Origin of the sequence: Stenotrophomonas mexicanensis (assembly GCF_032911605.1) — a bacterium.
Taxonomy (GTDB): domain Bacteria; phylum Pseudomonadota; class Gammaproteobacteria; order Xanthomonadales; family Xanthomonadaceae; genus Stenotrophomonas; species Stenotrophomonas maltophilia_A.
Genome location: NZ_JAWJTG010000002.1, coordinates 86,731 through 112,401, shown reverse-complemented (window position 1 = coordinate 112,401; position 25,671 = coordinate 86,731). Strand labels below are relative to the sequence as shown.

Genomic DNA, 25,671 nt, shown 5'->3' with positions numbered 1-25,671 from the left:
CGTTCCGGTTACATCACCACACCTTGACCCGCTTGTCCGGGGCCAGGTACAGCTTCTGGCCTTCCTTCACTTCGAACGCCGGGTACCAGGCGTCGATGTTGCGCACGGTGAGTGCGCGGAACTGGCCCGGTGCATGCACATCGGTCAGCAGCGAGTTGCGCAGCGCCTGCTCGCGGCTCTTGCTGCGCCAGGCCTGGGCGAAGCCGAGGAAGAAGCGCTGGTCGGGTGTGAAGCCTTCCAGGGTCTGGCCCGGCTTGCCCTGCAGCGACAGCTGGTAGGCATCGTAGGCGGTACCCAGGCCAGCCACGTCGGCGATGTTCTCGCCCAGGGTCAGCTTGCCGTTCACATGCACGCCCGGGAACGGCTCGTAGCTGCTGAACTGTGCGGCCAGCGCATCACCAGCGGCGTTGAACTGCTTCAGGTCTTCAGCGGTCCACCAGTTGTGCAGCTTGCCGGTCTCGTCGAAGAGCGCACCGGCGTTGTCGAAGCCGTGGCTGATCTCGTGGCCGATCACTGCGCCGATGGCGCCGTAGTTCACCGCGTCGTCGGCAGAACCGTCGAAGAACGGCGGCTGCAGGATCGCGGCCGGGAACACCAGGCGGTTCTCCAGCGGCACGTTCATCGCGTTGATGGTCTGCGGCAGCATCGCCCACTCGCTGTGGTCGACCGCCTTGCCCAGCTTGGCGATGTTGCGCTGGTACTCGAACAGTTCGGCGCGCTGCGCATTGCCCAGCGCGTCATCACGGCGGATCTCCAGGCCGGTGTAATCACGCCACTTTTCCGGGTAACCCATGCCCACGGTCAGGCCGGCCACCTTGGCCTTGGCGCTGGCCTTGGTCTGCGGCGACATCCACGCGAGCGCGTCGATGCGCTTGGCGAAGGCGGCGATGATGTTCTTTGCCATCTCGTCCGCGCGTTCCTTGGTCTTGGCGTCGAAGTGCTTCTCGACGTAACGCTTGCCGATCGCTTCGCCGATGGCATGGTTGGCGTCGTCCACTGCACGCTTCCAGCGGTCGCTCTGCTGCGGCGTGCCGCTCAGCGTGGTGCCGTGGAAGGCGAAGCGGGCATCGGCGAATTTCTTCGGCAGGTAGGCAGCGGCGCGGTCCAGCGCGTGGAAGGCCAGGTAATCCTTCCAGACATCCAGCGGCTCGGTGGCGACCAGCTTGGACAGGCCGGCCACGGCCTTGGGCTGCCAGACGATGAAGTCCTGCTGCTTGCCCAGCGCGGCCGCGTCGAGGAAGGCGTTCCAGTCCATGCCCGGCGCCTTGGCATTGAAGTCGGCCTGTGTCCAGGGATTGGCGCCCTTGGTCACATCATTGGTTTCTTCCTGGGTGGCGTGCGCCTGCGCGATCTTCGTCTCCAGCGCGAGGATGCGCTGCGCCTTGCCCGCCGGATCGGCGACACCGGCCAGCTGCAGCATCTGTGCGATGTAGGCCTGGTACTGCTTGCGCAGCTCGGCCATGCGGCCGCCGCCCAGGTAGAAGTCACGGTCGGGCATGCCCAGGCCGCCCTGCACCAGGTAGGGCGCGTTGCGGTCCGGCTGCAGCAGGTCCACCGACACCCACAGGCCGAACAGGCGGTCGGTGTAGAAGTTGGTCGCATTGAGCAGGTCGACGTCGGCACGCACGTCGCCGCCCAGGGCACGAGCCAGCCCGGCCTTGTCGGCGATGGTCTCGATCGCCTTCAGCTGCGGCTGCACCGGCGCGATGCCGTGCTGCTCGATGCCGGCTTCGTCCATGTAGGCGGCGTAGTAGTCGCCGATCAGCTTGTCGTCACCGCTGGCCTGGGTGTTGCCGGCGGCGCCTTCGAGAATGGCGCGGGTGTCGGCCAGGGTCTTCTCGGCGATGACGTTGAAGCTGCCGAAGCGCGAGCGGTCGGCCGGGATCTCGGTGTTCTTCACCCAGGTGCCGTTGGCGAAGCCGAAGAAATCATCGCCGGCGTTGATGCTGCGGTCCATGCCGCTGGCATCGAAGCCGAAGCTGCCCAGCATCGGCTTGGCGGCCGCAGGTGCGGCATCGGCAGGCGCGGCGGTGCCGGCAGCCGGATCGGCCGGGCGGTCGCAGGCGGCCAGGGACAGGCTGGCAACGATGGCCAGTGCCAGGGTGGGACGGCGCAGCTTGGACATGGACTTCTCTTGCAGCGGAAAACCCCAAGTCTAATCCGCTCCGCCCCGGCTGGCCCTCCCGTAGTGCCGCCCGCCCTGTGCGGGATCTGGCTGAACGCGCGGAAGCGATCTTCACGCCGTCACCGGTGTGGTGCATGCTGGCCTCAGGAGCCCTGCGCGGACACGGGGAGGTGGCCATGCGGGGGCGGGTCAGGCGTCAAGAATGGCGTCCGCCGGCCGTTGAGGTCGGGGATGTGGAGGATTCGTTCGCGCATGAAGCCAGCCGACTGCACAAGGAAGACCAACCGATGCCCGCGCTGAAACGGGCGTTGGCCCGGCCGCTGCGCGCCATTACCTGGGGCGGGGTGTTGCTGGGCATTCTGCTGGTGGCCGGGTTGACCACCATGCTGGCCAACGACCATCACCGCCGGCTGGAGGCCGCACAGCGCCAGAGCCGTGCACTGGCGGTGGGCAGCGAGCGCCTGCTGGCGCTGGAGCTGCGCAACCTGGAGCGGGCGATGTCCGGCATCGCCGCCGATGCCGTTGAAGTGTTCCGCAGCGTGCCCGCGCAGGCGCCGGCGCTGCTTGATGCCTCCATCGGCGGCGTGCTGCGCCGGCATGCCGAGCTGCACAGCATCGTGGTGCTGGACAGCTATGGCCGCGCCCTGACGGCCGGCAAAGGTGACCTGAACCTGCCGCTGTGGACCGATCCGCAGCGCCGCGGCCTGGGCAGTTCGCTGTACATCGGCCCGCCGCTGCGCGCCAGCGACGGTGGCTGGGTGGTGCCGCTGGCGCTGCCGATGGCCGGTGACCGCTGGTTGCTGGCGCGGCTGCGCTGCGGCGAACTGCAGCGCATCATCGGCGGCCTCGATGTTGGCCCGAACGGGCTGGTGTCGATCAGCGATGCGGAAGGCTACATGCTGGCCCGCGTACCGGACCCGCACGGTACGGTCGGCCGTCGCTACGATCTCCCGCATCGCGACCTGCTCGGCAAGCAGGCCGTGGTCGAGTTGGGCAGCCTGCCGGGCGCGGTCGATGGTGTGCAGCGCATCATCACCATCAGCACGCTGGAGCGCAGCCCGCTGGCGGTGCAGGTCGGGTTGGCCGATGAGGACGTGCTGGCGCCATGGTGGCCCTACCTGCAGGCGTCAGTAGCGATCGTGCTGGCCTACGTCGGGGTGCTGCTGGTCCTGCTGTACGCGGTGCGCCGCAGCACCCGCCGTCAGCAGTCGATGGCGGAGGAACTGAAGACCGGGCATGCCGAACTGCGCCTGGCCCACCAGGTCGGGCGCGTCTGCACCTGGTACGTGGACGAGGATGCCGCACTGTTGCGCTGGTCACCGCTGGCGCGTGAGATCTTCGGCGTGCAGACCGATGCGCTGCCGGTGGCCGATTTCTTCGCGCGCGTGCATCGTGATGATGCGGCGCGCCTGCAGCAGGCCTTCGACCAGGCCTTCGCCGGTGGCGCGGTGCTCGACCAGGTGTTCCGCCTGGTACTGCCCGGAGGCGCAGTGCGCTGGGTGGGCGCACGCGGGCAGCGGGTGGAGGTGGCCGACAGCGAGCGCCGCATGATCGGTGCCCTGACCGACCTGAGCGAACGCTACCAGGCCCGCGAGCAGATGAGCGAAGTGGAACGCCGCTTCCGCCTGTTGTTCGACCGCAATCCAGCACCGTTCTGGGTGTTCGATCCGGATACGCTGCGCTTCATCGAGGTCAACGATGCCGCCGTGCGCCAGTACGGCTACAGCCGCGAGGAATTCCTGGCGATGAGCATCCTCGACATCCGCCCGCGCGAAGGCTGGGACGAGGTGAAGGGTGCGATCGCCAAGGCCCGTGTCGGCGAGCTGCAGGATGCCACCGTGCGCCTGCACCGGCGCAAGGACGGCAGTGTGTTCGAAGTGCGCGCACACCTGTCCAGGCTCGATTTCGATGGCCAGCCCGCCTGCCTGGTGCTGGCCGAGGATGTGAGCGAACGGCTGGCTTACGAGCGCGACCTGGCCTACCAGGCGCGGCACAACCCGGCCACTGGCCTGCTCAACGTGCGTGCGTTGACCGAGCAGCTGGACGAGCAGCAGGAGGGCTACACCATCGCGTTCGTGCAGCTGCGCGGCCTGCAGCTGGTGGCCGATACGCTGGGCCGCGAGATCGGCGATGCGGTGCTGCAGTCGATGGCGACCCGGCTCGGTGGCCTGGGCGCGCGCTGCGGCACGCTGGCATTCCAGCCGGCGGAGGACTTCGTGTTTGCCATCGGTGCCGAGCACGATACCCAGCGCGTGCTGGACGACCTGCTGCAGATCGTGTCGGCGCCGATGCGCGGCAAGGATTCGCTGCACCAGTTCGAGCCGCGCATCGGCGTGGCCGTGCACATTGCCGGCGACGGCCACAGCGCCGAGCAGGTGATCGGCATGGCCGCACAGGCCGCGCATGCCGCGCGCGCCGAAGGCAATGTGGTGGTCTGGTTCGACGCGGCGGTGACCACGCGGTTGGCCGACCGCCTGCGCCTGGCCGGACGCATCCACGCCGCCATCGACAACGAGTTCCAGCTGTATTTCCAGCCGATCCGGCACGCCAGCGATGGCAGCCCGGCCGCGCTGGAGGCTCTGCTGCGCTGGCCGCAGGCCGATGGCAGCTTCATCCCGCCCAACGAGTTCATCCAGCTGTGTGAGGACACCGGGCTGATCCTGGCGCTGGGCCGCTGGGTGATCCGTGCGGCGGCGAAGGCGCAGCGCCGGCTGGTCGAGGCCGGTTGGGGCGAGCTGCCGATCGCGGTCAATGTATCGGCGGTGCAGTTCTTCAACAGCGACCTGGTGGCCGAGTTCACCCGCGCGCAGCAGGAGTTCGGCCTGGCCCGCGGCGCGCTGCACGTGGAGCTGACCGAGAGCAGCCTGATGCGCAAGCCGGCGCAGGCGATGCAGACCATGCAACGCCTGCACGAGCAGGGCATCAGTGTGTCGCTGGATGATTTCGGTACCGGTTATTCCAGCATGTCCTACCTGCAGCACCTGCCGCTGGACATCCTGAAGATTGACCGCAGCTTCGTCGCCGACGTGGAAACCAATCCGCGCAATGCCTCGATCTGCCGCGCGCTGCTGTCGCTGGGCCACAGCATGGGCCTGACCATCATCGCCGAAGGCGTGGAGACGCCCGGACAGCTGGACTGGCTGGCTGCGCACGGCTGCGACCAGGTGCAGGGTTACCTGCTTGGGCGGCCGGCGCCGCTGGAGCGGATCATCGAGGCGCTGGATGAGGTTGCCGCCTAAGTGTAGTGCCGGCCGCTGGCGGCATTCGCCCAGGACCGGGATGTGTCTGATTGCCGGCCAGCGGCCGGCACTACCGGCAAGCGCCAGATTCGGCTACACCCCAGCCTCCACCAGATGGTCGATGAAACTGCGCACCTTCGGTGCCAGATGGCTGCGGCTGGTATAGACCGCGAAGATGCCGATCGGCGAGGCCTCCCATTCGGGCAGGATGCGCACCAGGCGGCCATCGGCCAGCGCGTCTTCCAGCAGGAAATCCGGTTGCAGGATCACGCCCATGCCGGCGATTGCTGCTTCGCGCAGCACGTCGCCGTTGTTGGCGTGCAGCAGGCTGCTCACCGCCACCTTCACTTCGCCGCCGGGCCCCTGCAGCGGCCAGTTGTTGCCGGCGGCCCAGTAGCTGTAGCTCAGGCACGCGTGTGCCTGCAGGTCCTGCGGCGTCTGTGGGGTGCCGCGTGCGGCCAGGTAGGACGGCGCGGCGCACAGGCTCACCCGCGATTCGCCCAGACGTCGCGCGATCAACGTCGGCCCCGGCTCGCGGGTGATGCGGATGGCGACGTCGTAGCCTTCCTCGACCATGTCCACCAGCCGGTCGGACAGGGCCAGGTCCAGTTCCACCTGCGGGAAGCGTTCGCGGTAGCTGGCCAGCAGCGGGCCGAGGCGGGCGATACCCCAGCTGACCGGTGCGTTGATGCGCAGCGTGCCGGAGGGCTCCAGCGCCTGCGCGCCGATGCTGGCCTCCAGCGCGTCGAACTCGGCCAGCAGGCGCACGCACTGGGCGTAGTAGGCCGCGCCGGCACTGGTCGGGCTGACCCGGCGCGTGGTGCGGTGGAGCAGGCGCGTGGACAGGCGCTTTTCCAGCGCGGCGACCTGGCGGGTGACGCCGGCAGTAGACATATCCAGGGCCTGGGCGGCGGCACTGAAGCCGTTGCGCTCGACCACCGCCACGAACACGCGCATCGCCTCGAGGGTGTCCATTGTTGCGCCTTTTGAAATAAATACGGTCAATCCATCGTATTTATTGGTCCACGAAGGCGCAATAACCTGTGCCCACTCCCTTCAAGGTGTTTCCCCATGCGCACCACGACCGCTCCTGTTTCGCCGCTGGCCCCGTACGGCGCCACCCTGCTGCGCCTGGCCCTGGGCGTGCTGTTCCTGGTCCATGCGCTGACCAAGCTGCTGGTGTTCACCCCGGCCGGCACGGCGGCGTTCTTCGAGTCGCTGGGCCTGCCCGGCGTGCTCGGCTACCTCACCATCGGCGTCGAGCTGGTGATCACCGTCGCGCTCCTGCTGGGCATCTACGCACGCTGGGTGGGCCTGGTCGGTGTGCCGCTGCTGCTGGGCACCATCGTCACCGTGCACGGCGCCAACGGCTTCGGTTTCGCCAATGCCGGCGGCGGCTGGGAATACCCCGCGTTCTGGGCACTGGCGTTGGTAGTGCTGTTCCTAGTCGGCGATGGCAAGTGGACCCTGCGTTCGCGCTGATCGCCGCCTGACCCTGCAACTGGAGAATTCCATGTCCCGCCTGCCTTCGCTGTACATCTCGCATGGTTCGCCGATGACCGCCCTGAATCCGGGCCAGGTTGGCGTGCGCCTGGCCGAGCTGGCGCGCGACCTGCCGACGCCGCGCGCCATCGTGATGGCCTCGGCGCACTGGCTGGGCCGGCAGCCGCTGGTCGGCGCGCATCCGCAGCCACCGACCATCCATGACTTCGGCGGCTTCCCGCGCGCGCTGTTTGAACTGCAGTACCCGGCGCCGGGCGATCCAGCGCTGGCCGAAGAGGTGGCCGGCCGCATCGCCGCCGCTGGCCTGCCGGTGGCACTCGACCCGCAGCGTGGCCTCGACCACGGTGCCTGGGTGCCGCTGCGGCTGCTGCGCCCGCAGGCCGACATCCCGGTGGTGCCGGTGTCGATCCAGCCGATGCTCGGCCCCGAGCACCAGTTCGCGCTCGGCCGCGCGCTGGCGCCGCTGCGCGAGCAGGGCGTGCTGCTGGTCGGCTCGGGCAGCATCACCCACAACCTGCACGACTGGGGCGACTACCAGGACGGCAAGGAAGCGCCGTACGTGCGGCCCTTCATCGAGTGGGTGGAGCAGCGCCTGGCCGCCGACGACCGCCAGGCCCTGCTCGATTACCGCCGGCAGGCGCCGTTCGCCGAACGTGCGCACCCGACCGACGAGCACCTGCTGCCGCTGTTCTTCGCGATGGGCGCGGCCGGCGAGGGCGGCTTCGGTGCACGCCGCATCGACGCCGGTATCGATGCTGGCTTCCTCGCCATGGATCTGTACCGCTTCGACGGGGCATGAGCCGGGGCTGACGCGCGGCGGCCCCGGCCGTCGCGGTCATGGCCGCATGTGGTAGTTTTTTCCGGGTTTCCGGCGCTGGCTTGCGAGCCTCCCCGCGCGCCGCTTCCTGGAAGAAGCATGCATACCATTGAAGTCGTCCTGGCGATGCTGGTGGCCGTTGTCGCCAGCGGCTACCTGGTTCGTGTCCTGCCGTTCTCGTTGCCGCTGCCGCTGGTGCAGATCGGCCTGGGTGCGGTCATCGCCGGCGTGTTCAACCGCGGCCACGCGCTGGAGCCGGAGGTGTTCTTCCTGCTGTTCCTGCCGCCGCTGCTGTTCCTGGATGGCTGGCGTATTCCCAAGCAGGGCCTGTTCCGCGACAAGGGCGCGATCCTCGAGCTGGCGTTCGGCCTGGTGGTGTTCACCGTCATCGGCGCCGGCTTCCTCATCCACTGGCTGATTCCGGTGATGCCGCTGGCGGTGTGCTTCGCGCTGGCGGCCATCGTGTCGCCGACCGACCCGGTGGCGGTCGGGGCCATCGCTTCCAAGGCGCCGATTCCCAAGCGCCTGATGCACATCCTTGAGGGCGAGTCGCTGCTGAACGATGCCTCGGGCCTGGTCTGCTTCCGCTTCGCGGTGGCGGCAGTGATGACCGGCACCTTCTCGCTGGCCACCGCCTCGCTGACCTTCGTGTGGGTGGCGGTGGCCGGCCTCGCCGTGGGCGTGGCGGTGACGCTGGGCGTGTCGACCTTCCAGCGCTGGCTGTGGCGCCGCTTCGGCGAAGAGCCGGGCGCGGCGATGCTGGTCAACCTGCTGATTCCGTTCGCAGCCTATCTGCTGGCCGAAGAGATCCATGCCTCGGGCATCCTCGCCGCGGTCGCCGCCGGTATCGCGATGAGCTATGTCGAGCTGACCGGACGCGTCTCCGGCAGCATGCGCGTGCAGCGCGCCGGGGTCTGGAACATGCTGCAGTTCAGCTTCAACGGCATCATGTTCGTGCTGCTGGGCGAGCAGCTGCCGGGCATTGTCGAACGCGCCACCACCACCATGAACGAGACCGGCCACCAGAGTGCGTGGTGGCTGCTGGTGTATGTGGTGGTGATCAATCTGGCACTGGTCGTGCTGCGCCTGCTGTGGGTGTGGCTGTCGCTGCGCTGGAACCTGCTGCGCGCGCGTCGTCGCGGCCTGGAGCGGGGCGAGGCGCCGAACTGGCGCATCGTGGTGGCGACCTCGGTGGCCGGCGTGCGCGGTGCGATTACCCTGGCCGGCGTGTTGACCCTGCCGCTTTTCCTGCCCGACGGCAGTGCATTCCCGGCGCGTGACCTGGTGATCTTCCTGGCCGCGTCGGTGATCCTGTTCTCGCTGCTGGGCGCCAGCATCGCGCTGCCGCGGCTGTTGAAAGGCCTGCAGCTGCCGTCCGATTCGGGTGAGCGCAAGGAAGAGGATCTGGCGCGCCGGCTGTCGTCGAAGGCGGCGCTGGCCGGGGTCGAGCGCATGCGCCAGCAGATGGTGATGAACCAGAACACCGAGAACGTGCAGCTGTACAACGATGCCGCCTCGCGGGTCAGCCTGCTTTACCAGCGCCACCTGGAGAAGGACAGCGACGGGCCCGACGTCGACCCGGAGAAGGTGCGGCGCATGGAACTGGGCTACCGCCAGCTGCGCAGCGCCGGCCTGAATGCCGAGCGCGAGGAGCTGTTCCGGCTGACCCGGCGCGGGGTGATCTCCGACGAGATCTCACGGCGCCTGATCCGCAACCTGGACCTGCTGGAATCGCGCAAGCGCGAATGACGCCGAATGTAGAGTCGAGCCATGCTCGACTGCTCTTGCCCCAGGCGTCATGAACCCGGAACGGAAAGCAGTCGAGCATGGCTCGACTCTACACAAGCCGGTTATTCCGGCTTCGTTTCCAGGAAATACACCTCGACCTTGCCCTTGACCTTGATGGTCATCGGGTTGCCGCGGCGGTCGCGGGCCTTGCCGGCCTGCACGCGGATCCAGCCTTCGCTGACCGAGTATTCCTCGACGTTGTCGCGCTCGACGTCGTTGAAACGCACGCCAACGCCGCGCTCCAGCGCCTGCGCATCATGGAAGGGGCTGGCCGGGTTGATTGCCAGGTGGTCGGGAGGGGTATCGCTCATCGCTTCATTCACAGTGACGGCCACCAAGGCCGGCTTCAGCGGCACAGGATAAACCGTAGAATGCCGGCTTGCCCCAGAGGAAGCTCCGCCATGCCCGACAACAGCGACTATTTCGACTTCGAGGAAGACATCCACGACTTCGACGAAGACGGCTTCGAGGCGCGGGTCTGGAACCTGCTGGTGCTGATCAACCCGGGTGACGAGGAACTGGCCCTGCAGCAGTTCAACCGCTGGCGCGAGCACCTGTCCGAGGACGGGCAGCCGCTGGAAGCGGACAGCGACTGGCTGCCAGCGCTGTTCACGGCCATTGCCTGGCAGTCCGGTTTCGAGGTGGAACGAGATGACCTGGAATCGCTGCAGTCGGCGGTGAACGAGCTGTCGGCGCGCTTCAACCTGCAGCTGGACTGGGGCGGCGACCTGGACGACGAGGACTTCGCCGAAGACCTGGACGGCGTGCAGCTGATGTCCACCGCCTTCGACCGCCTGCGCGAGCACAACTACACGCTGTGGAGCGTGGATGCCGGCAGCGACGGCTTCACCGGCGTGATGGCGCTGACCCGCGACGACGACGCGATGCTGGCGCTGTGCTCGCTGCTGAACGTGGAAATCCGGCTGGGCAGCGACCCGTTCTGAGATTGATCGGTAGCGCCGGGCCATGCCCGGCGCTCCCATCTACGGCCGGTACTGCGCCCTGGCGTTGGCGATCACCGCTTTGACCAGCGCGCGGTCGGTGTGCCTTGAGATCGCCTGCGCGCCGAGCGCGATCGCCTGCGTACGCAGCTCGGCGGTGACGTCGTAGTGGGCGCCGCTGGCCTTGTTCTGGAAGGCCCGCGGGGGAATGCCGAGCTGCGCCGCCATCGCGTGCAGCTCGGCCAGGGTGTCGGCCATCAGGTGCGCCCAGCGCTGTCCGCGCCAGGGATGCACCGCGTCATCGACGTAGACCGTCACCGCCGCGGCCGGTTCAGGCCTGCGGCTTGCTGTCGCTGTCAGCGGCCGGAGCGGCCTCGGCAGCGGCGTCTTCGGCCACCTCGCCCTCGGCGGCTTCGCCTTCCTCGCCCTCAGCAGCGTCGACGCCTTCGAACTCGGCGACCAGCTTGTCCAGGTACTCGTCGGCGGTCTGCTCGGATTCGGCGGCCAGGGTGTCCAGCAGCTTCTGCAGCAGTTCGGAGTACTCCAGGTTGACCTTGCGGCCTTCCTTCTCCTGCACGTTGGCCAGGTGCTTGAGCATGGCCAGCATCGGCACCGGGTTCTCGGCGTTGCCCATGGTCTGGCCGCCGATGGCCAGCAGCCACTCACGGCCCTGCAGGCCGATGGCCGCGACCACCTGGCCGTCTTCGTTGGTCAGCACGGCATGGTTCTGCACCTGCTGCTGGGCGTTCAGGCGGAGGAACGGGCGCTTGGCCTGCTGCTTCTTGCGCTTGTCGCGCTTGGCCTTGGAGTTCTGGGACATGGGGTGGAGTCACCTGGAAACGGAAAGACCGCCATTGTAGCGGGTGCGCCGGGTCATGCCCCTGGTGGGTGCGGACCAAGGTCCGCACCTACCATTTACTTTGCCGGCCCCTGCGCGGCCTGCACGTCCGGGTCGGCGGCGGGGGCCGACAGCCCCACCTGCGGGCCGGCACCGGCCAGGGCGGCTGCTTCGGCGGCCTGGGTCATCACCACGATGCTGATGCGGCGGTTGATCGGATTCTGCGGGTCGACCTTGTCGAACAGCACCGACGAAGACAGGCCGACCACGCGGGTGATCTTGCTGTCCTCCAGGCCGCCGTCCACCAGTGCGCGCCGTGCGGCGTTGGCACGATCGGCGCTTAGTTCCCAGTTGCCGTAGCCGCGCGCGGCCGAATAGGCGGTGATGTCGGTGTGGCCGGTCAGGCTGATCCGGTTCGGCACGTGGTTCAGGTAATTGGCCAGCTCGTGCAGGATCTGCTGCGTGTACGGCTTCAGCGTGGCGCTGCCGAGGTCGAACATCGGCCGGTTCTGCTTGTCCACGATCTGGATGCGCAGGCCTTCCGGGGTCAGGTCCAGCAGCAGCTGGTCCTTGAACGGCTCCAGTGCCTGGCTCTTGCTGATCGCTTCCTGCAGTTCCTTCATCAGCGCTTCCAGCTGCTGCTTGTCGCGCTGCTGCTGGTCCACCGGCTGCGGCACCGCTTCCTTCTGGTTCTGGAAGGGATCGTTGCTGCTGCCCCGCGAGATGTCGGTGGCACCACCGAGCTTGATCATCGAGGTGCTGGCGCCACCCGGGCCGGCCATGCCGGGCGCCGGCGTGGCGTTCTGCCCGCTCAGCGGGCTGGGGTTGCGGAAGTACTCGGAAATGGCCGCACGGTCGTTCTTGTTGGTGGTGGCCATCAGCCACAACACCAGGAAGAACGCCATCATCGCGGTCACGAAGTCGGCATAGGCCACCTTCCACGAACCGCCATGATGGGCGGCGTGGCCGGCCTTCTTGACCCGGCGGACGATGACGGTGGGCTTGGTCTCGGCCATGGCTTACTTGACCGTCTTCAGGTGCTGCTCGAAATCGGAGAAGGCCGGGCGCACGTTCGACGGCAGCGTCTTGCGGGCGAATTCCAGCGCGATCTTCGGGTTGTAGCCACGCAGGCAGGCCAGCAGCGCGGTCTTCACCGATTCGTAGATGCGGCTGTCCTGCTCGGCGCGCGCTTCCATCGCGGCCGCCATCGGGCCGACGAAACCGTAGCCCAGCAGGATGCCCAGGAAGGTGCCGACCAGCGCGCCGGCCACATGGCCGCCGACCTCGACGATATCCCCGCCGATCGAACCCATGGTGATGACGATGCCGAGCACCGCCGCGACGATGCCGAAACCGGGCAGTCCGTCGGCGACCTTGGTCAGAACCTGCGACGGCGCCATGGCCTCGGCGTGGTGCTTTTCCAGCTCCAGTTCCAGCAGCGGCTCCAGCTCGTGCGGCTCGATGTTGCTGCCGATCATCAGGCGCAGGCAGTCGGTGATGAAGTCGATCAGGTGGTGGTCGGCCTGCACCTTGGGGTAGTTGCCGAACAGCGCGCTTTCGGCCGGGCGCTCGACGTGGTCTTCCAGCGCCATGAAGCCTTCGCGGCGGGCCTTGTTGAGCAGTTCATAGAGCAGGCTGAGCACATCGATGTAGTCCTGCTGCTTGTAGCGCGGGCCCTTGAACACGCCGACCATGGCCTGCAGGGTCTGCTTGACCGTCTTGGCCGGGGTGCCGACCAGGAAGGCGCCGAGCGCGGCGCCACCGATGATGACCAGCTCGTAGGGCTGCCAGAGGGCACCCAGGCGGCCGTGGGCACCGAGATAGCCCCCGATCACGCTGACGATGACGACCAGGAATCCAACGATGATGAGCATGGGGGACGCAAGGAGAGGGGATATCTCCTTGTCGGCCCGTCGCCCGGTTTTCTGAAGAGGGAATTCTGTGAAATCGGTCAACGGGGTGTTTCAGCCCGCCACGCCGCTTTCGGCGCCGCCACGCTGCAACGGGTCGGGCCAGGGCTCGCCATTGCCGGTGAACGAAAGTGAGACGGAGTTCAGGCAGTGGCGCTCGTAGGTGGGCGGCGGGCCGTCCGGGAAAACGTGACCCAGGTGGCTGCCGCAGCGCGCGCAGGTGATCTCGGTGCGGACCATGCCGTGGCTGGTATCGCGGATTTCGCGCACGTGTGCCGGGTCGAACGGGGCGAAGAAGCTCGGCCAACCGGTGCCGGAATCGAACTTGGTGCTGGAGCGGAACAGCGGCAGTGCGCACAGCCGGCAGCAGTAGACACCCTCGCGCTTGTTGTCGAGGAACACGCCGCAGAACGGCGCCTCGGTACCGTGCTGCAGCAGCACGCGGCGCTCCTCGCTGCTGAGGCCGGCGATCAGCGCCTCGGTCTGGGTGGCGGTGGGGGGCGTCAGGTCGAAGGCAGTCATGGCGGCGCTCCGTGGGGTTGATGGCCTGGGGATGGCGGAAAACGTGGGGGTGCCGGCGCGCGCTTGCAAGTGTGATGGCCGTTCATGGCCGGCACACAGGTGCAGGCGCAAGGTACATGTGATCCACGCCGGAGCGTGACATGAAACCGACCCTTTCCCTGCTGTTGATGGCCCTGGTGCCCCTGGTCGTGCAGGCCCAGGTACCGACGTCGTCGAGCCCGACCGCCACCCGCAGTGCCACCACCGTGGCACCGCAGCCGGTGATGCCGCCGCCGCAGGCCGCCCGCCCGCAGCCGCAGGTCCTGCCGTCGCCGCAGCCGGCGCAGCCGATCAGGTCCACCGGCCCCGCCCAGATCGCGCCCACCCCGGCGCCGAAGCCGGCCGACAAGGTGTACGACCGCAATGGCCGTATCGTCCCCGGGGTACGCCCGGCCGGTCCGAACCGCGTGTTCGATTCGCGTACTGGCCGCTATTACGACAGCGTGCCGGCCGGCGATGGCCAGCAGATCAAGCGCTGATCTCGGGTGCCAAACGAGGTTGGCGGCTACCGCACGCTGTCCGGCCTGAACGCACGAAAACAACCTGCTGCAGATCACTGCTTTTTCGCCTGCGATTAACCGTTCCGGGACCAACGTGACCGTGCGCCGGCATTCCGCCGCCGCATGTCCTTCGTCCACTGGATCGCGATCATGAAAAACCAGCAGAACCGTCATCCCGGCAAGGAACCGCAGGGCCGCAACCCGCAGCAACAACAGCAGCAACAGCAACAGCAGCAGATGGAGCCGCAGCAGCCGCACAAGGGTGGCAAGCAGCAGGAACAGCGCTCGCAGAAGCATCCGCAGCAGCGCTGACGGACCCGGGGGTCAGAGCCCGCTGCACGGGATCTGGCCCCACTACCGTTCCGGACTCAATCCGGAATCGGCAGGCTCAGCGTTTCCTTCACTTCTTCCATCACGATGTAGCTCTTCGACTCTCGTACATGCGGCAGTGTCAGCAAGGTGCTGCCGAGCAGCTTGCGGTAGGAGGCCATTTCGCTGATCCGTGCCTTCAGCAGGTAATCGAAGTCGCCCGAGACCAGATGGCACTCCAGCACGTTGGGCAGCTTCAGGGCCGCGCGCCGGAACTCTTCGAAGATGTCGCCGGACTTGTAGGCCAGGCTGATCTCCACGAACACCAGCAGGCTGGCTTTCACCGCCGCCGGGTCGAGGTGGGCGTGGTAGCCGGTGATTACCCCTTCGCGCTCGAGCCGGCGCACGCGCTCGGTGCACGGGGTGGTCGACAGGCCGACCCGCTCGCCCAGTTCGGTGAAGGAGATACGGCCCTCGGCCTGCAGGATGCGCAGGATCTTGCGGTCGATCTTGTCCAGTTCGCGGGTACGGGTGGCCATGGCCGTCAACCTTGGGGAATGAATTGCAGGGGAACATTCTGCCGGTTGATTGCAAATCAGGCAAATCAACTGGGAATGGCTGTCTATACTTCCCCAATTATGGTCCCGGCACGCTCCAGTGCAGGGAATGATCGGGTTGGAGAAGTCCCATGCGAGTCCTAGTTCTCGGCAGCGGCGTGATCGGCACCACCAGTGCCTGGTACCTGCGACAGGCCGGGTTTGAAGTCACGGTCATCGACCGCCAACCCGGCCCGGCGCTGGAAACCAGCTTTGCCAATGCCGGCCAGCTGTCGTTCGGCTACACCTCGCCGTGGGCCGCCCCGGGCGTGCCGAAGAAGGCCATCGGTTGGCTGTTCGAGAAGCATGCGCCGCTGGCGATCAAGCCGGGCATGGACCTGGCCCAGTACCGCTGGCTGTGGCAGATGCTGCGCAACTGCACCCACGAGCGCTACGCGATCAACAAGGCGCGCATGGTGCGCATGTCCGAGTACAGCCGCGACTGCCTGAACGAGCTGCGCGCGCAGATCGGCATCGAGTTCGAAGGCCGCGACCTGGGCACCACCCAGCTGTTCCGCACCCAGCAGCAGCTTGATGCCTCGGCGCAGGACATCGAGATCCTGGCCCAGTACGGCGTGCCGTACGAGGTACTGGACCGCGCCGGCATCATCCAGGCCGAACCGGCCCTGGCCCATGTCGATGGCCTGGTCGGCGCGCTGCGCCTGCCGCGTGACCAGACCGGCGACTGCCAGCTGTTCACCCGCCGCCTGGCGCAGATGTGCGTGGATGCCGGTGTCGAGTTCCGTTTCGACCAGGACATCACCGGCCTGGAGTTCGATGGCGATCGCATCACCGGCGTACGCATCGACGGCAAGCTGGAAACCGCCGACCGCTTCGTGGTCGCGCTCGGCAGCTATTCGCCGGCGCTGGTCGCATCGCTGGGCATGCGCCTGCCGGTGTATCCGCTGAAGGGCTACTCGCTGACCCTGCCGATCACCGACCCGGCGATGGCGCCGACCTCGACCATCCTCGATGAGAGCTACAAGGTGGCGGTGACCCGTTTTGACGACCGCATCCGCGTCGGTGGCATGGCCGAAGTGGCCGGCTTCGACCTGTCGCTGTCGCAGCGCCGTCGCGAGACCCTGGAGCTGGTGGTCAGCGATCTCTACCCGAAGGGCGGTGACCTGTCGCGCGCGCAGTTCTGGACCGGCCTGCGCCCGGCCACGCCGGACGGTACGCCGGTGATCGGCGCCACGCCATTCCGCAACCTGTACCTCAACACCGGCCACGGCACGCTGGGCTGGACCATGGCCTGCGGCTCGGGCCGCTACCTGGCCGACCTGATGAGCGCGCGCCAGCCGCAGATCAGCACCGAAGGCCTGGATATTTTCCGCTACGGCCAGTACGGTCACGCGCCGCAACAAGAGAACCGCACATGCGTCCTGCCCGCGCGCTGATCGATCTGGGCGCCCTGCGCAGCAACTACCGGCTCGCCCGTGAACTGGGCGGTGGCAAGGCCCTGGCGATCATCAAGGCCGATGCCTATGGCCACGGCGCAGTGCGCTGTGCGCAGGCACTGGAAGGCGAGGCCGATGGCTTCGGCGTGGCCACCATCGAAGAGGCGCTGGAACTGCGCCAGGCCGGCATCCGTGCGCCGATCCTGCTGCTGGAAGGCATCTTCGAGCCCAGCGACATGGCGCTGGTGGCCGAACACGATTTCTGGTTCGCGGTGGGCTCGCCGTGGCAGCTGGAAGCCCTGGTCGCGTTCGACAGCCCGCGCCCGCTGACGGTGTGGCTGAAGCTGGACAGCGGCATGCATCGCCTCGGCCTGGACGTGGACAGCTTCCGCGCGGCGCATGCACGCCTGTCGGCGCTGCCGCAGGTCGAGCGCATCGTGCTGATGACCCACCTGGCGCGCGCCGACGAGCTGGACAGCGAACGCACCCACGAGCAGGCGGCGACCTTCGCGCGGGCCATCGACGGCCTGCGCGGCGAGACCAGCGTGTGCAACTCGCCGGCACTGCTGGGCTGGCCGGATGTGCGCAGCGACTGGGTCCGCCCGGGCCTGATGCTGTACGGCGCCAACCCGCTGCCGGACAACACCGCGTTGACCGAGCGCCTGCGCCCGGTGATGACGATGCAGTCCAGGGTGATCGCCGAGCGCTGGATCGAGGCCGGTGAGCCGGTGGGCTATGGCGCCCGCTTCGTGGCCAAGGCACGCACCCGCGTGGGCGTGGTCGCGCTCGGCTATGCCGACGGTTATCCGCAGTTTGCCCCGAATGGCACCCCGGCGCTGATCGATGGTCAGCCCGGTGCCCTGATCGGGCGCGTGTCGATGGACATGCTGACCGTGGACCTGACCGCGCACGCGCAGGCCGGCATCGGCAGCGTGGTGGAACTGTGGGGCAGTGCACCGACGCTGTCCGAACTGGCGCCGCGCTGCGGCGTGAGTGCGTACCAGCTGCCCTGCGCGGTCAAGCGCGTGGCGAAGGTCTATCAGGACTGACCGAACGCTGGCCGTGCACGGCTCTGGTAGCGGCCGACCTTGGTCGGCGCTTTGAATGCGTGTCGACCAAGGTCGACACCTACCGGTGGGTCGCGCCGCCCGGGATCATCGTGCGGCGGTGGCCTGGCTGGCCAGCTGCCGCTTCACCCAGTCATCGATCAGGCGCTTCTCGTAGCGCAGCGGATCACTGTCGCTCTTCAGCCCCAGGTTGTGCAGGTAGCCGGTATCGCTGAGGCGCGCATCGCCCTCGCTGACGATACGGCCGCTGGCGTCCTTCAACGTGTACTGCAGGCTGATCCGCGGCGGGTAGATGTCACGCATGATCCGGATGTCGCGGCCACGCGGGCCATGCCACGGCTCGTAGTCACCGGCGCGCTTGATGTCGACCAGGGTCACATCGAGGGTCTGCCCAGGCTGCAGCGGCTTGGCGGCGGTGGTCTGCAGGTAGCGTGCCAGCTGCTGTACCCAGTCGCCACGCTCGGCCTCGAAGCGGTTGGTGCTCTGGCGGATCTCGGTGAATTTGGCCGGGTCCTCCCATTTCACGCTGACCGGGCCATCGGCCTGCAACGCACGTGGCGCGTCCGCATCGGTCACGGTGCGAAGTGCAGCGTTGGCGCCGCCCGCCACCAGGGCGCCTGCCAGCAGGGCAATCGCGAGTGAGCGTTTCATGACGGTCTCCTGCGTCCCCGCGATGGGGACGATGTTGATCACAGATCGAGTGTGATCCTGCGGCCGGGCCGCCGCAATGGCAGATTGCGTCATGCGCAAGAGTGGTTGCCGCCAATTCATCGTCGTCAACCATGACTGACGGCGCTTGACGCTGTGAATACGCCCTTTGGAAGATGCTGTGCCTCCAACCCGGCCTGCACTGACGCCCTTGTCCACACTGCCGCCCCTCGTGGAGCGCCCACCGATGATGGTGCCGGCGCCCGAACCCGACCTGCATCATGGCGTGCTTGAGCGCATCAACGCCGGTTTCTGCGTGATCCAGGTGCTGTTCGAGGGCGATCGTGCGGTCGACTATCGTTTCATCGAGGTCAACGACGCCTTCGAGCGCCACACCGGCCTGAAGGATGCGCGTGGCCAGCGCATGACGGCGCTGGAACCGGGCCACGAGGAAGACTGGTTCCGCATCTACGGCGAAGTTGCCCGCAGTGGCCGGCCGGCACAGTTCGAGATGGAAGCGCGTGCGCTGGGCCGCTCGTTCGCGGTGGATGCGGTGCGCGTGGGCCGCCCGGGTGAGGACAAGGTCGGCATCCTGTTCTTCGACATCACCGCGCGCAAGCAGATGGAAGTGGAGCTGGGCGAAAGCGAAGCCCGCTTCAGTGCGCTGGCCGACGGTCTGCCGATGCCGGTGTGGGTGCTCGACGAGCGCGGCCATGCCCGTTTCGTCAACAGCGCTTTCAGTGAGTTCTTCGGCGGCGACGAGACGCGCGTGCCGGAAGACGTCTGGCGTGGCCTGGTGCACCCGGACGATGCGTCGGTGTTCGAGTACGAACTGCAGGAAGCGCTGAAGGCGCAGCGGTCGATGCATGCGCTGGTGCGGGCCCGACGCGCCGATGGCGACTGGCGTTGGTTGGAGATGAACGCGCGTCCGCGCTTCTCGCGGATGGGCCGCTTCATCGGCCTGGCCGGCAGCAGCCCGGACGTGACCGAACGCCGCGAGATCGAACTGGCCCGCGAGGAGCTGCTGCAGTCCGAGCGTGCCGCGCGCAGCGCAGCCGAGAACATGGCGCGGCTGAAGGATGAGTTCCTGGCCACGCTGTCGCATGAACTGCGTACGCCACTGACCACCATCCTCGGTTGGAGCGAGCTGCTGCTGCAGCGCGTGGACAACACCAGCCCGCTGTACAAGGGCCTGAACGTGATCGCCAACAGCGCCGGTGCGCAGAAGCGGCTGATCTCGGACATGCTCGACCTCAGCAGCATGCTGCTGGGCAAGGTGCAGCTGGAGGTGGAGATACTGGACCTGCGCGACCTGCTGGGCGAAGCCATCGGCGCGCAGGAGCTGGTCGCCGAAGGCAAGGCGCTGGACGTGAGCCTGCAGCTGCCGGAGCAGCCCAGCCTGGTGCTGGGCGATGCCACCCGCCTGCAGCAGGTGTTGTGGAACCTGCTGTCGAATGCGATCAAGTTCACCCCGGCCGAAGGCCGCATCGATCTGCAGCTGCAGGCCGACGGCAACCACTGGGTGATCACCGTGCGCGACACCGGCGACGGCATCGCGCCCGAATTCCTCAATCATCTGTTCAGCCGCTTCCGCCAGGCCGATGGCACCACCACCCGACGGCATGGCGGCCTCGGCCTGGGTCTGGCAATCGTGCAGCAGCTGGTCGAACTGCATGGCGGTACCGTCGCCGCCGCCAGCGAGGGCCATGGCCACGGCGCCACCTTCACCGTGCGCCTGCCGCAGCACATTCCCGATGCCGAACGGCGGCCGCTGCGCGAAGTGATCAGCGGACCGATCCTGGAGCCGGTGATCGTCGAGCCGTATCCGCTGCGTGGCATGCACGTGCTGGCGGTGGAAGACCAGCCGGAAGTGCTGGAGTACCTGCGGCGCATGCTGGAAGAGCAGGGCGCAAGCGTGTCGGCAGCCAGCTCGGCCGGTGAAGCGCTGGCGCTGCTGGCCGATACCGGGCACCTGCAGTACCACGTGATGCTGACCGACATCGGCATGCCGGGCATGGATGGCTATGGCCTGGTGCGCACGCTGCGCGAGGACATGGGCGTGGATGCGATGACCCTGCCGGCGGTTGCCGTGACCGCGCTGGCACGTGCCGATGACCGGCGCCGAGCGTTGGCGTCGGGCTTCCAGGAACACGTGGCCAAGCCGTACTCGGTGGCACAGCTGGTGGCTGCGGTACGCAAAGTGCAGGTGCCACGCGCGGACAGCGCGCTGCACTGAGCATTCACGGCCGATCGGCGACCCTGCACGCAGGAGGTCGCCGATGTCCCGTACAGCTCCCCGCATCCATACCGATCCGGCGCAGATCGCGCGCCTGGAAGCCCTGCTGCCGCAGCTGGAAGGCGAAACGCAGGTGGAACTGACCCTGCAGGATGGTCGCCGGTTGCTCGGCACCGTCGCCGTGAAACCGACGGTGCAGCAATACCGCAACGAGGCCGGCGACGAAGGCAGCAACGGCCAGCTGCGGCTGGATGACTACGATACGCCGGTGCAGCAGCACCACGTGTGGCTGGACGAGATCGCCAGCATCCGCAGGTTGCCGCCCAGGGTCTGACGGCAACCTGCCAACCCCATCCACGCATGGCGTGGATCTACTGGAAAGGGCCACGCATGGATGTGCGTGACCTCGTCATCGGCCAGGCCTCATGCCGTCCACGCACAGCGTGGATTTTCCAGAGGTTGCAGTAGAGCCACGCCATGCGTGGCTGTTTGGATCAATGCTCGAACAACGTAGGCGTCGCCTCGAACCGGCGCGCGTAGGCGCGTTCTTCCGCGACCCTCGCCACCTCGTCGTCGGCCAGGTCCGGTGCGCCGTACACCGCATAGGCCACGCTTCCGTCGGCACCATGGCCGACCTGGTGCAGCCGGTAGCGCGAGTGGCCACCGCCGGTGTCCTCGGGGTAATGCACGGGCGGATGGCTGCCTTCCAGGTCCATTTCACTGTTGTCGACCACGCCACCGACGAACAAGGCTCGCATGCAGGTTCTCCTGGGTTTCCGGGGGAGCCTCTACCCTGAACGTTTCAATGTTGCTGGCAGATCAAGGCCCCGTTCGGGTTTCGCAAAGCGGCCGCCGGGGCCGGCCCGGCCAAGCCGGTACAATGGACGGCCCTCACGCTTGAAGTACCCGCGCCGATGGCCTCCAGCGACGACGCCCCCCTGCAGACCCTGTTCCTGCCGTTCTCCCAAGGCGCCCTGCGCTGGCCGGAGGGCCCGGTGGCCTTCCTGCGTGCCCGCGACGGCTGGCCGCTGCGCGAAGTGGCCGGCAACCGCGAAGTGCATTGCGAGCAGAGCTTTGCCCCGTTCGCGCAGCCGCTGCAGCAGGCCGCCGGCTGGACCGTCAGCGGCCAGCTGGATGATGTGGCCGGCAAGGGCCGCTACCCGCTGGTGCTGGTGCTGCCGCCGCGCCAGCGCGAGGAGGCCCGTGCCCTGTTCGCGCGCGCGCTGGCGCTGGTCGCCGACGGCGGCCGCATCGTCGCCTGCCAGTCCAACAACGAAGGCGCACGTTCGGGCGAGGGCGACCTCAAGCAACTGACCGGCCTCGGCGGCAGCCTGACCAAGAACCACTGCCGCGTGTACTGGACCGCCCCGATGCAGGGCCAGCACGACGCCGACCTGGCCAAGCGCTGGTCGGCACTGGATGCGGTGCGGCCGATCGTCGGCGGCCGTTTCCTCAGCCGCCCGGGCGTGTTCGCCTGGGATCGCATCGACCCGGCGTCGGCGCTGTTGGCCGAGCACCTGCCGGCCGACCTGGCCGGGCGTGCCGCCGACCTCGGCGCGGGCTATGGCTACCTGTCGCGCGAGCTGCTGGAACGCTGCCCGAAGATCACCGCGCTGGATCTGTACGAAGCCGAGCAGCGTGCGCTGGCCCTGGCCGAACTGAACCTGGCGCCGCCGCCGCGCGCGCTGCCGCTGCGCTTCCTGTGGCAGGACGTCACCGCCGGCATCGAGCCGGGCTACGACGTCATCATCAGCAACCCGCCGTTCCACACGCCCTCGCGCGCCGATCGCCCGGATATCGGCCAGCGCTTCATCGCCGTGGCCGCGCAGGCGCTGCGCCCGGGCGGACGCCTGTACGTGGTGGCCAACCGCCACCTGCCGTACGAGTACACGCTCAACGAGAGCTTTGGCGCGGTGCGCGTGATCGCCGAGCGTGATGGCTTCAAGCTGGTGGAAGCGGTGAAGGGGAAGGGCAAGTGAAGCTGGTCAAGCTTATTGCCAACCTGGGCTATGGCAGCCGCAAGCAGGTGCAGTGGATGTTCCGCGAAGGCCGCGTCACCGACGCCGGCGGCGAGGTGCTGTATGCCGACGACCAGGTGCCGCACGAGGCGATCCGGGTCGACGGCGAGCCGCTGGACCCGCCGGTGGGGCTGTCGATCGCGCTGCACAAGCCGGCCGGCTACACCTGTTCGACCAAGGACACCGGCCGCTTGATCTACGACCTGCTGCCGCCGCGCTTCCGTGACCGCGATCCGGTGCTGTCCACCGTGGGCCGCCTCGACCGCGAGACCAGCGGCCTGCTGCTGCTGACCGACGATGGCGGCCTGCTGCACCGGATCATCTCGCCGAAGTCGAAGCTGCCCAAGGTTTACGAAGTGGAACTGAGCGACGACCTGCGCGGCGACGAAGTGGCGTTGTTCGCCAGCGGTACGCTGATGCTGGAGTCCGAGAAGACCCCCCTGCTGCCGGCTGAACTGGAAGTGCTGGATGCGCGCCGCGCACGCCTGGTGCTGCATGAAGGCCGCTACCATCAGGTACGCCGCATGTTCGCCGCCACCGGCAACCACGTGCAGGCCCTGCACCGCAGCCGTGTCGGCGGGCTGGACCTGCAGGGACTGGACGAGGGGCAATGGCGGCAGCTCACCTCCACCGATCTGGATACGCTGTTCGCTCCATGACCACCATCGCTGCGCTGCCGTTCCTGCCCGACGCCGTCATCTTTGACATGGACGGCCTGATGATCGACAGCGAGCGGGTCTCGCTGGCCTGCTGGAGCGAGGCGGCCGACGAATTCGGGCTGGGCCTGGACGAGACCGTGTTCCTGCGCATGGTCGGCCTCGGTGACCGTGACACGCACGCGCTGCTGCGTGCGCAGGGTATCGAGGAAAGCGTGATCGAAGCGGTGGCCGCACGCTGCCATGAGCTGTACGAAGCACGCACACAGACCGGCCTGCCGCTGCGTCCGGGCATTCTGGAGCTGCTGGAGCTGCTGAAAGCGCACGCGGTACCGCGCGCGGTGGCAACCACCACGCGGCAGCCGCGGGCCAACCGCAAGCTGGCCGCTGCCGGCCTGCTGCCGTATTTCGATGCCGTGATCACCAGTGGTGATGTGGCGCGGCCGAAGCCGGCGCCGGATATCTACCTGCTGGCCGCGCAGCGGCTGGGCCAGGTGCCCGAGCGCTGCCTGGCGCTGGAAGACTCACCGGCCGGCACGCGTGCAGCGCTGGCGGCAGGCATGACCGTGATCCAGGTGCCGGACCTGGTGCATCCGGATGAAGAGCTGCGCGCACTGGGCCACCGCATCGTCGGCTCGCTGGTGGACGCGCACGCGCTGCTGCTGCCGCTGCTGCCGAAATAACCGGTAGGTACCGACCACCGCCCAGGTGGGTGCCGACCGTTGGTCGGCACACCTGCCCCATCACACCCGCCCGAACACCAGTGCAGCGTTGGTGCCACCGAAGCCAAAGCTGTTGGACATCACCGTATCCAGCTTCTGCTCGAGGCTCTCGCGCAGGATCGGGAAGCTTTCCACCTTCGGGTCCAGTTCGCCGATGTTGGCCGAACCGGCAACGAAGCCATCGCGCATCATCAGCAGGCAGTAGATCGCCTCATGCACGCTGGCCGCACCCAGCGAGTGGCCGGACAACGCCTTGGTCGAGGACAGCGGTGGCACCGCATCGCCGAACACTTCGCGGATCGCGTTGAGCTCGGTTACGTCGCCCAGCGGCGTGGAAGTGCCGTGGGTGTTGAGATAGTCCAGCGGGCGGTCGACGCCCTGCAGCGCCATCTTCATGCAGCGCACCGCGCCTTCGCCGGACGGCGCGACCATGTCGGCGCCATCGGAGGTCACGCCATAGCCGATCAGCTCGGCATGGATGTGCGCGCCGCGCGCAACGGCGTGGTCGTAGTCCTCCAGCACCAGCATGCCGCCGCCACCGGCGATGACGAAGCCGTCGCGGTCCTTGTCGTACGGACGCGAGGCGCTGGCCGGGGTCTCGTTGAAGCTGGTCGACAGCGCACCCATCGCATCGAACATCACGCTCATCGACCAGTGCAGGTCTTCACCGCCACCGGCGAACATGATGTCCTGCGCGCCATGGCGGATCATGTCCGCGGCGGCGCCGATGCAGTGTGCCGAGGTCGCACAGGCGGCTGACAGCGAGTAGCTGACGCCCTTGATCTGGTAGGCGGTGGCCAGGCAGGCCGAGACCGTCGAGCACATCGTGCGCGGCACCATGTACGGGCCGACCTTGCGCACACCACGTTCGCGCAGCAGGTCGACCGCGCCGATCTGCCATTCGCTGGAGCCGCCGCCGGAACCGGCGATCAGGCCGGTGCGCAGGTTGCTGACCTGCTCGGGGCTGAGCCCGGCATCGGCGATCGCATCGCGCATGGACAGGTAGGCGAAGGCCGCCGCATCGCTCATGAAGCGCTTCTGCTTGCGGTCGATCAGCGCCTCCAGGTCGAGGTCGACGCGACCGCCGACCTGGCTGCGCAGGCCCGCTTCGGCGTGGTCGGCCAGGGCGGTGATGCCCGAGCGCCCTTCGCGCAGCGCAGCCGAAACGGTATCCAGATCATTGCCGAGGCAGGACGTGATGCCCATGCCGGTGATGACGACGCGACGCATCAGAAGCTCCCGGTTTCAGTGAACAGGCCGACGCGCAGGTCGCGCGCGCTGTAGATTTCGCGGTCATCCACGTACATGCGGGCGTCCGACTGGGCCATCACCAGCTTGCGGTTGATGACACGGCTGATGTCGATCTCGTAGCGCACCAGCTTGGCCTCCGGCAGTACCTGGCCGGTGAACTTCACCTCGCCGCAGCCCAGTGCGCGGCCCTTGCCGGGGGCGCCCAGCCAGGTCAGGAAGAAGCCGGTCAGCTGCCACATGGCATCCAGGCCGAGGCAGCCGGGCATCACCGGGTCGCCGATGAAGTGGCAGCCGAAGAACCACAGGTCCGGGCGGATATCCAGTTCGGCGCGTACCATGCCCTTGCCATGCGGTCCGCCGTCCTCGCGGATGTCGGTGATGCGGTCGAACATCAGCATCGGATCGTTGGGCAAACGGCCGGCGGCGGTGCCGAACAGTTCACCGCGTGCGCTGGCCAGCAGCTGTTCGCGGTTGAACGCGTGGAGACGGGTCATGAAGCACAATCCTGGAAGCGGGGAAACAGGGAAACAAGCGCTCGAGGATGCCCGT

The 25,671-nt window shown here is 67.8% G+C and carries 27 protein-coding genes; 14 read left to right on the top strand and 13 right to left on the bottom strand.

Going from position 1 to position 25,671, the window contains the following annotated elements; genetic code table 11:
- Positions 1–13: 13 nt before the first annotated feature.
- Complete coding sequence (locus tag R1L06_RS02195) at positions 14–2,125, bottom strand: M13 family metallopeptidase (RefSeq protein WP_317216808.1); 2,112 nt, start codon at positions 2,123–2,125, stop codon at positions 14–16.
- A gap of 176 nt (positions 2,126–2,301) precedes the next feature.
- Here R1L06_RS02195 and R1L06_RS02190 point away from each other — a divergent pair, with 176 nt between their 5' ends.
- Positions 2,302–5,364: a bifunctional diguanylate cyclase/phosphodiesterase gene (locus R1L06_RS02190; protein ID WP_049398333.1), complete on the top strand. Its 3,063-nt coding sequence runs from the start codon at positions 2,302–2,304 to the stop codon at positions 5,362–5,364.
- A gap of 93 nt (positions 5,365–5,457) precedes the next feature.
- On the opposite strand, the gene R1L06_RS02185 is transcribed toward R1L06_RS02190, so the two are convergent.
- Positions 5,458–6,339, bottom strand: a complete 882-nt coding sequence (locus R1L06_RS02185) for a LysR family transcriptional regulator (RefSeq protein WP_317216807.1) — start codon at positions 6,337–6,339, stop codon at positions 5,458–5,460.
- Between the two features lie 96 nt (positions 6,340–6,435).
- Here R1L06_RS02185 and R1L06_RS02180 point away from each other — a divergent pair, with 96 nt between their 5' ends.
- From R1L06_RS02180 to R1L06_RS02170, 3 genes are all read left to right on the top strand, one after another.
- Complete coding sequence (locus tag R1L06_RS02180) at positions 6,436–6,846, top strand: DoxX family protein (RefSeq protein ID WP_317216806.1); 411 nt, start codon at positions 6,436–6,438, stop codon at positions 6,844–6,846.
- Between the two features lie 31 nt (positions 6,847–6,877).
- Positions 6,878–7,666 (top strand): dioxygenase family protein, encoded by a 789-nt coding sequence (locus R1L06_RS02175; protein ID WP_317216805.1) that lies wholly within the window; start codon positions 6,878–6,880, stop codon positions 7,664–7,666.
- A 117-nt stretch (positions 7,667–7,783) separates the two neighbouring features.
- On the top strand, positions 7,784–9,433 hold the full coding sequence (locus R1L06_RS02170) for a Na+/H+ antiporter (protein ID WP_032128751.1): 1,650 nt from the start codon (positions 7,784–7,786) through the stop codon (positions 9,431–9,433).
- Positions 9,434–9,534: 101 nt separating this feature from the next.
- Here R1L06_RS02170 and R1L06_RS02165 read toward each other — a convergent pair whose 3' ends face one another.
- Positions 9,535–9,783: a DUF3297 family protein gene (locus R1L06_RS02165; RefSeq protein WP_049456360.1), complete on the bottom strand. Its 249-nt coding sequence runs from the start codon at positions 9,781–9,783 to the stop codon at positions 9,535–9,537.
- A 90-nt stretch (positions 9,784–9,873) separates the two neighbouring features.
- Between R1L06_RS02165 and R1L06_RS02160 the strand changes: the two genes are divergently transcribed.
- On the top strand, positions 9,874–10,416 hold the full coding sequence (locus R1L06_RS02160) for a DUF6630 family protein (protein ID WP_049398337.1): 543 nt from the start codon (positions 9,874–9,876) through the stop codon (positions 10,414–10,416).
- Between the two features lie 39 nt (positions 10,417–10,455).
- Here the strand turns inward: R1L06_RS02160 and R1L06_RS02155 are convergent, their stop codons facing one another.
- From R1L06_RS02155 to msrB, 5 genes are all read right to left on the bottom strand, one after another.
- Positions 10,456–10,731 carry a DUF4031 domain-containing protein gene (locus tag R1L06_RS02155; protein WP_049398338.1) on the bottom strand — a complete coding sequence of 92 codons (276 nt, stop codon included), beginning with the start codon at positions 10,729–10,731 and terminating at the stop codon, positions 10,456–10,458.
- Between the two features lie 13 nt (positions 10,732–10,744).
- Complete coding sequence (locus tag R1L06_RS02150) at positions 10,745–11,233, bottom strand: hypothetical protein (RefSeq protein WP_154262166.1); 489 nt, start codon at positions 11,231–11,233, stop codon at positions 10,745–10,747.
- A gap of 95 nt (positions 11,234–11,328) precedes the next feature.
- Positions 11,329–12,267 (bottom strand): flagellar motor protein MotB, encoded by a 939-nt coding sequence (gene motB, locus R1L06_RS02145; protein ID WP_317216804.1) that lies wholly within the window; start codon positions 12,265–12,267, stop codon positions 11,329–11,331.
- 3 nt (positions 12,268–12,270) lie between these two features.
- Positions 12,271–13,125: a flagellar motor stator protein MotA gene (gene motA / locus R1L06_RS02140; RefSeq protein WP_032128746.1), complete on the bottom strand. Its 855-nt coding sequence runs from the start codon at positions 13,123–13,125 to the stop codon at positions 12,271–12,273.
- Between the two features lie 90 nt (positions 13,126–13,215).
- Positions 13,216–13,683, bottom strand: a complete 468-nt coding sequence (msrB, locus tag R1L06_RS02135; protein ID WP_005415117.1) for a peptide-methionine (R)-S-oxide reductase MsrB — start codon at positions 13,681–13,683, stop codon at positions 13,216–13,218.
- A 140-nt stretch (positions 13,684–13,823) separates the two neighbouring features.
- Between msrB and R1L06_RS02130 the strand changes: the two genes are divergently transcribed.
- Together R1L06_RS02130 and R1L06_RS02125 are read left to right on the top strand one after the other, a co-directional pair.
- Positions 13,824–14,201, top strand: a complete 378-nt coding sequence (locus R1L06_RS02130) for a classical arabinogalactan protein 4 (RefSeq protein WP_317216803.1) — start codon at positions 13,824–13,826, stop codon at positions 14,199–14,201.
- A gap of 144 nt (positions 14,202–14,345) precedes the next feature.
- Positions 14,346–14,534, top strand: coding sequence for a lana protein (locus R1L06_RS02125; RefSeq protein ID WP_149909008.1), 189 nt, complete (start codon positions 14,346–14,348; stop codon positions 14,532–14,534).
- A 56-nt stretch (positions 14,535–14,590) separates the two neighbouring features.
- On the opposite strand, the gene R1L06_RS02120 is transcribed toward R1L06_RS02125, so the two are convergent.
- Positions 14,591–15,070 carry an Lrp/AsnC ligand binding domain-containing protein gene (locus R1L06_RS02120; protein WP_005407919.1) on the bottom strand — a complete coding sequence of 160 codons (480 nt, stop codon included), beginning with the start codon at positions 15,068–15,070 and terminating at the stop codon, positions 14,591–14,593.
- Between the two features lie 149 nt (positions 15,071–15,219).
- Between R1L06_RS02120 and R1L06_RS02115 the strand changes: the two genes are divergently transcribed.
- Positions 15,220–16,524 (top strand): D-amino acid dehydrogenase, encoded by a 1,305-nt coding sequence (locus R1L06_RS02115; protein ID WP_032128742.1) that lies wholly within the window; start codon positions 15,220–15,222, stop codon positions 16,522–16,524.
- Positions 16,503–17,573, top strand: a complete 1,071-nt coding sequence (alr, locus tag R1L06_RS02110; RefSeq protein WP_317216801.1) for an alanine racemase — start codon at positions 16,503–16,505, stop codon at positions 17,571–17,573. Before R1L06_RS02115 ends, alr begins: the two co-directional genes overlap by 22 nt.
- Positions 17,574–17,678: 105 nt before the next feature.
- On the opposite strand, the gene R1L06_RS02105 is transcribed toward alr, so the two are convergent.
- The gene (locus R1L06_RS02105; RefSeq protein ID WP_317216800.1) at positions 17,679–18,242 is read right to left on the bottom strand and encodes a DUF3016 domain-containing protein; all 564 of its coding nucleotides are present in this window, start codon (positions 18,240–18,242) and stop codon (positions 17,679–17,681) included.
- Positions 18,243–18,486: 244 nt separating this feature from the next.
- On the opposite strand from R1L06_RS02105, the gene R1L06_RS02100 reads away from it, so the two are divergent.
- Both R1L06_RS02100 and R1L06_RS02095 read left to right on the top strand, forming a co-directional pair.
- Positions 18,487–20,475, top strand: coding sequence for a hybrid sensor histidine kinase/response regulator (locus R1L06_RS02100; RefSeq protein WP_032128739.1), 1,989 nt, complete (start codon positions 18,487–18,489; stop codon positions 20,473–20,475).
- 43 nt (positions 20,476–20,518) lie between these two features.
- Complete coding sequence (locus R1L06_RS02095; protein WP_032128738.1) at positions 20,519–20,809, top strand: DUF3247 family protein; 291 nt, start codon at positions 20,519–20,521, stop codon at positions 20,807–20,809.
- 160 nt (positions 20,810–20,969) lie between these two features.
- Here R1L06_RS02095 and R1L06_RS02090 read toward each other — a convergent pair whose 3' ends face one another.
- Positions 20,970–21,233, bottom strand: a complete 264-nt coding sequence (locus tag R1L06_RS02090; protein WP_005407925.1) for a hypothetical protein — start codon at positions 21,231–21,233, stop codon at positions 20,970–20,972.
- A 156-nt stretch (positions 21,234–21,389) separates the two neighbouring features.
- On the opposite strand from R1L06_RS02090, the gene R1L06_RS02085 reads away from it, so the two are divergent.
- The 3 genes from R1L06_RS02085 to R1L06_RS02075 are packed head-to-tail and all read left to right on the top strand — an operon-like array spanning position 21,390 to position 23,832.
- On the top strand, positions 21,390–22,454 hold the full coding sequence (locus R1L06_RS02085; protein ID WP_032128737.1) for a class I SAM-dependent methyltransferase: 1,065 nt from the start codon (positions 21,390–21,392) through the stop codon (positions 22,452–22,454).
- On the top strand, positions 22,451–23,152 hold the full coding sequence (locus R1L06_RS02080) for a pseudouridine synthase (protein ID WP_317216799.1): 702 nt from the start codon (positions 22,451–22,453) through the stop codon (positions 23,150–23,152). The genes R1L06_RS02085 and R1L06_RS02080 overlap by 4 nt, the downstream gene beginning before the upstream one ends.
- Complete coding sequence (locus R1L06_RS02075) at positions 23,149–23,832, top strand: HAD family hydrolase (protein ID WP_317216798.1); 684 nt, start codon at positions 23,149–23,151, stop codon at positions 23,830–23,832. The genes R1L06_RS02080 and R1L06_RS02075 overlap by 4 nt, the downstream gene beginning before the upstream one ends.
- Positions 23,833–23,892: 60 nt before the next feature.
- Here R1L06_RS02075 and fabB read toward each other — a convergent pair whose 3' ends face one another.
- Complete coding sequence (gene fabB / locus R1L06_RS02070) at positions 23,893–25,101, bottom strand: beta-ketoacyl-ACP synthase I (protein ID WP_317216797.1); 1,209 nt, start codon at positions 25,099–25,101, stop codon at positions 23,893–23,895.
- Entirely contained in the window at positions 25,101–25,616 is a 516-nt protein-coding gene (gene fabA, locus R1L06_RS02065; protein WP_005407930.1) for a 3-hydroxyacyl-[acyl-carrier-protein] dehydratase FabA, read from the bottom strand. Before fabA ends, fabB begins: the two co-directional genes overlap by 1 nt.
- Between the last annotated feature and the right edge of the window lie 55 nt (positions 25,617–25,671).

Coding starts and splice junctions, on each gene's coding strand:
- R1L06_RS02195 (WP_317216808.1), bottom strand. CDS start 2,125: ATGTCCAAGCTGCGCCGTCCCACCCTGGCACTGGCCATCGTTGCCAGC.
- R1L06_RS02190 (WP_049398333.1), top strand. CDS start 2,302: ATGCGGGGGCGGGTCAGGCGTCAAGAATGGCGTCCGCCGGCCGTTGAG.
- R1L06_RS02185 (WP_317216807.1), bottom strand. CDS start 6,339: ATGGACACCCTCGAGGCGATGCGCGTGTTCGTGGCGGTGGTCGAGCGC.
- R1L06_RS02180 (WP_317216806.1), top strand. CDS start 6,436: ATGCGCACCACGACCGCTCCTGTTTCGCCGCTGGCCCCGTACGGCGCC.
- R1L06_RS02175 (WP_317216805.1), top strand. CDS start 6,878: ATGTCCCGCCTGCCTTCGCTGTACATCTCGCATGGTTCGCCGATGACC.
- R1L06_RS02170 (WP_032128751.1), top strand. CDS start 7,784: ATGCATACCATTGAAGTCGTCCTGGCGATGCTGGTGGCCGTTGTCGCC.
- R1L06_RS02165 (WP_049456360.1), bottom strand. CDS start 9,783: ATGAGCGATACCCCTCCCGACCACCTGGCAATCAACCCGGCCAGCCCC.
- R1L06_RS02160 (WP_049398337.1), top strand. CDS start 9,874: ATGCCCGACAACAGCGACTATTTCGACTTCGAGGAAGACATCCACGAC.
- R1L06_RS02150 (WP_154262166.1), bottom strand. CDS start 11,233: ATGTCCCAGAACTCCAAGGCCAAGCGCGACAAGCGCAAGAAGCAGCAG.
- motB (WP_317216804.1), bottom strand. CDS start 12,267: ATGGCCGAGACCAAGCCCACCGTCATCGTCCGCCGGGTCAAGAAGGCC.
- motA (WP_032128746.1), bottom strand. CDS start 13,125: ATGCTCATCATCGTTGGATTCCTGGTCGTCATCGTCAGCGTGATCGGG.
- msrB (WP_005415117.1), bottom strand. CDS start 13,683: ATGACTGCCTTCGACCTGACGCCCCCCACCGCCACCCAGACCGAGGCG.
- R1L06_RS02130 (WP_317216803.1), top strand. CDS start 13,824: ATGAAACCGACCCTTTCCCTGCTGTTGATGGCCCTGGTGCCCCTGGTC.
- R1L06_RS02125 (WP_149909008.1), top strand. CDS start 14,346: ATGTCCTTCGTCCACTGGATCGCGATCATGAAAAACCAGCAGAACCGT.
- R1L06_RS02120 (WP_005407919.1), bottom strand. CDS start 15,070: ATGGCCACCCGTACCCGCGAACTGGACAAGATCGACCGCAAGATCCTG.
- R1L06_RS02115 (WP_032128742.1), top strand. CDS start 15,220: ATGCGAGTCCTAGTTCTCGGCAGCGGCGTGATCGGCACCACCAGTGCC.
- alr (WP_317216801.1), top strand. CDS start 16,503: ATGCGTCCTGCCCGCGCGCTGATCGATCTGGGCGCCCTGCGCAGCAAC.
- R1L06_RS02105 (WP_317216800.1), bottom strand. CDS start 18,242: ATGAAACGCTCACTCGCGATTGCCCTGCTGGCAGGCGCCCTGGTGGCG.
- R1L06_RS02100 (WP_032128739.1), top strand. CDS start 18,487: ATGATGGTGCCGGCGCCCGAACCCGACCTGCATCATGGCGTGCTTGAG.
- R1L06_RS02095 (WP_032128738.1), top strand. CDS start 20,519: ATGTCCCGTACAGCTCCCCGCATCCATACCGATCCGGCGCAGATCGCG.
- R1L06_RS02090 (WP_005407925.1), bottom strand. CDS start 21,233: ATGCGAGCCTTGTTCGTCGGTGGCGTGGTCGACAACAGTGAAATGGAC.
- R1L06_RS02085 (WP_032128737.1), top strand. CDS start 21,390: ATGGCCTCCAGCGACGACGCCCCCCTGCAGACCCTGTTCCTGCCGTTC.
- R1L06_RS02075 (WP_317216798.1), top strand. CDS start 23,149: ATGACCACCATCGCTGCGCTGCCGTTCCTGCCCGACGCCGTCATCTTT.
- fabB (WP_317216797.1), bottom strand. CDS start 25,101: ATGCGTCGCGTCGTCATCACCGGCATGGGCATCACGTCCTGCCTCGGC.
- fabA (WP_005407930.1), bottom strand. CDS start 25,616: ATGACCCGTCTCCACGCGTTCAACCGCGAACAGCTGCTGGCCAGCGCA.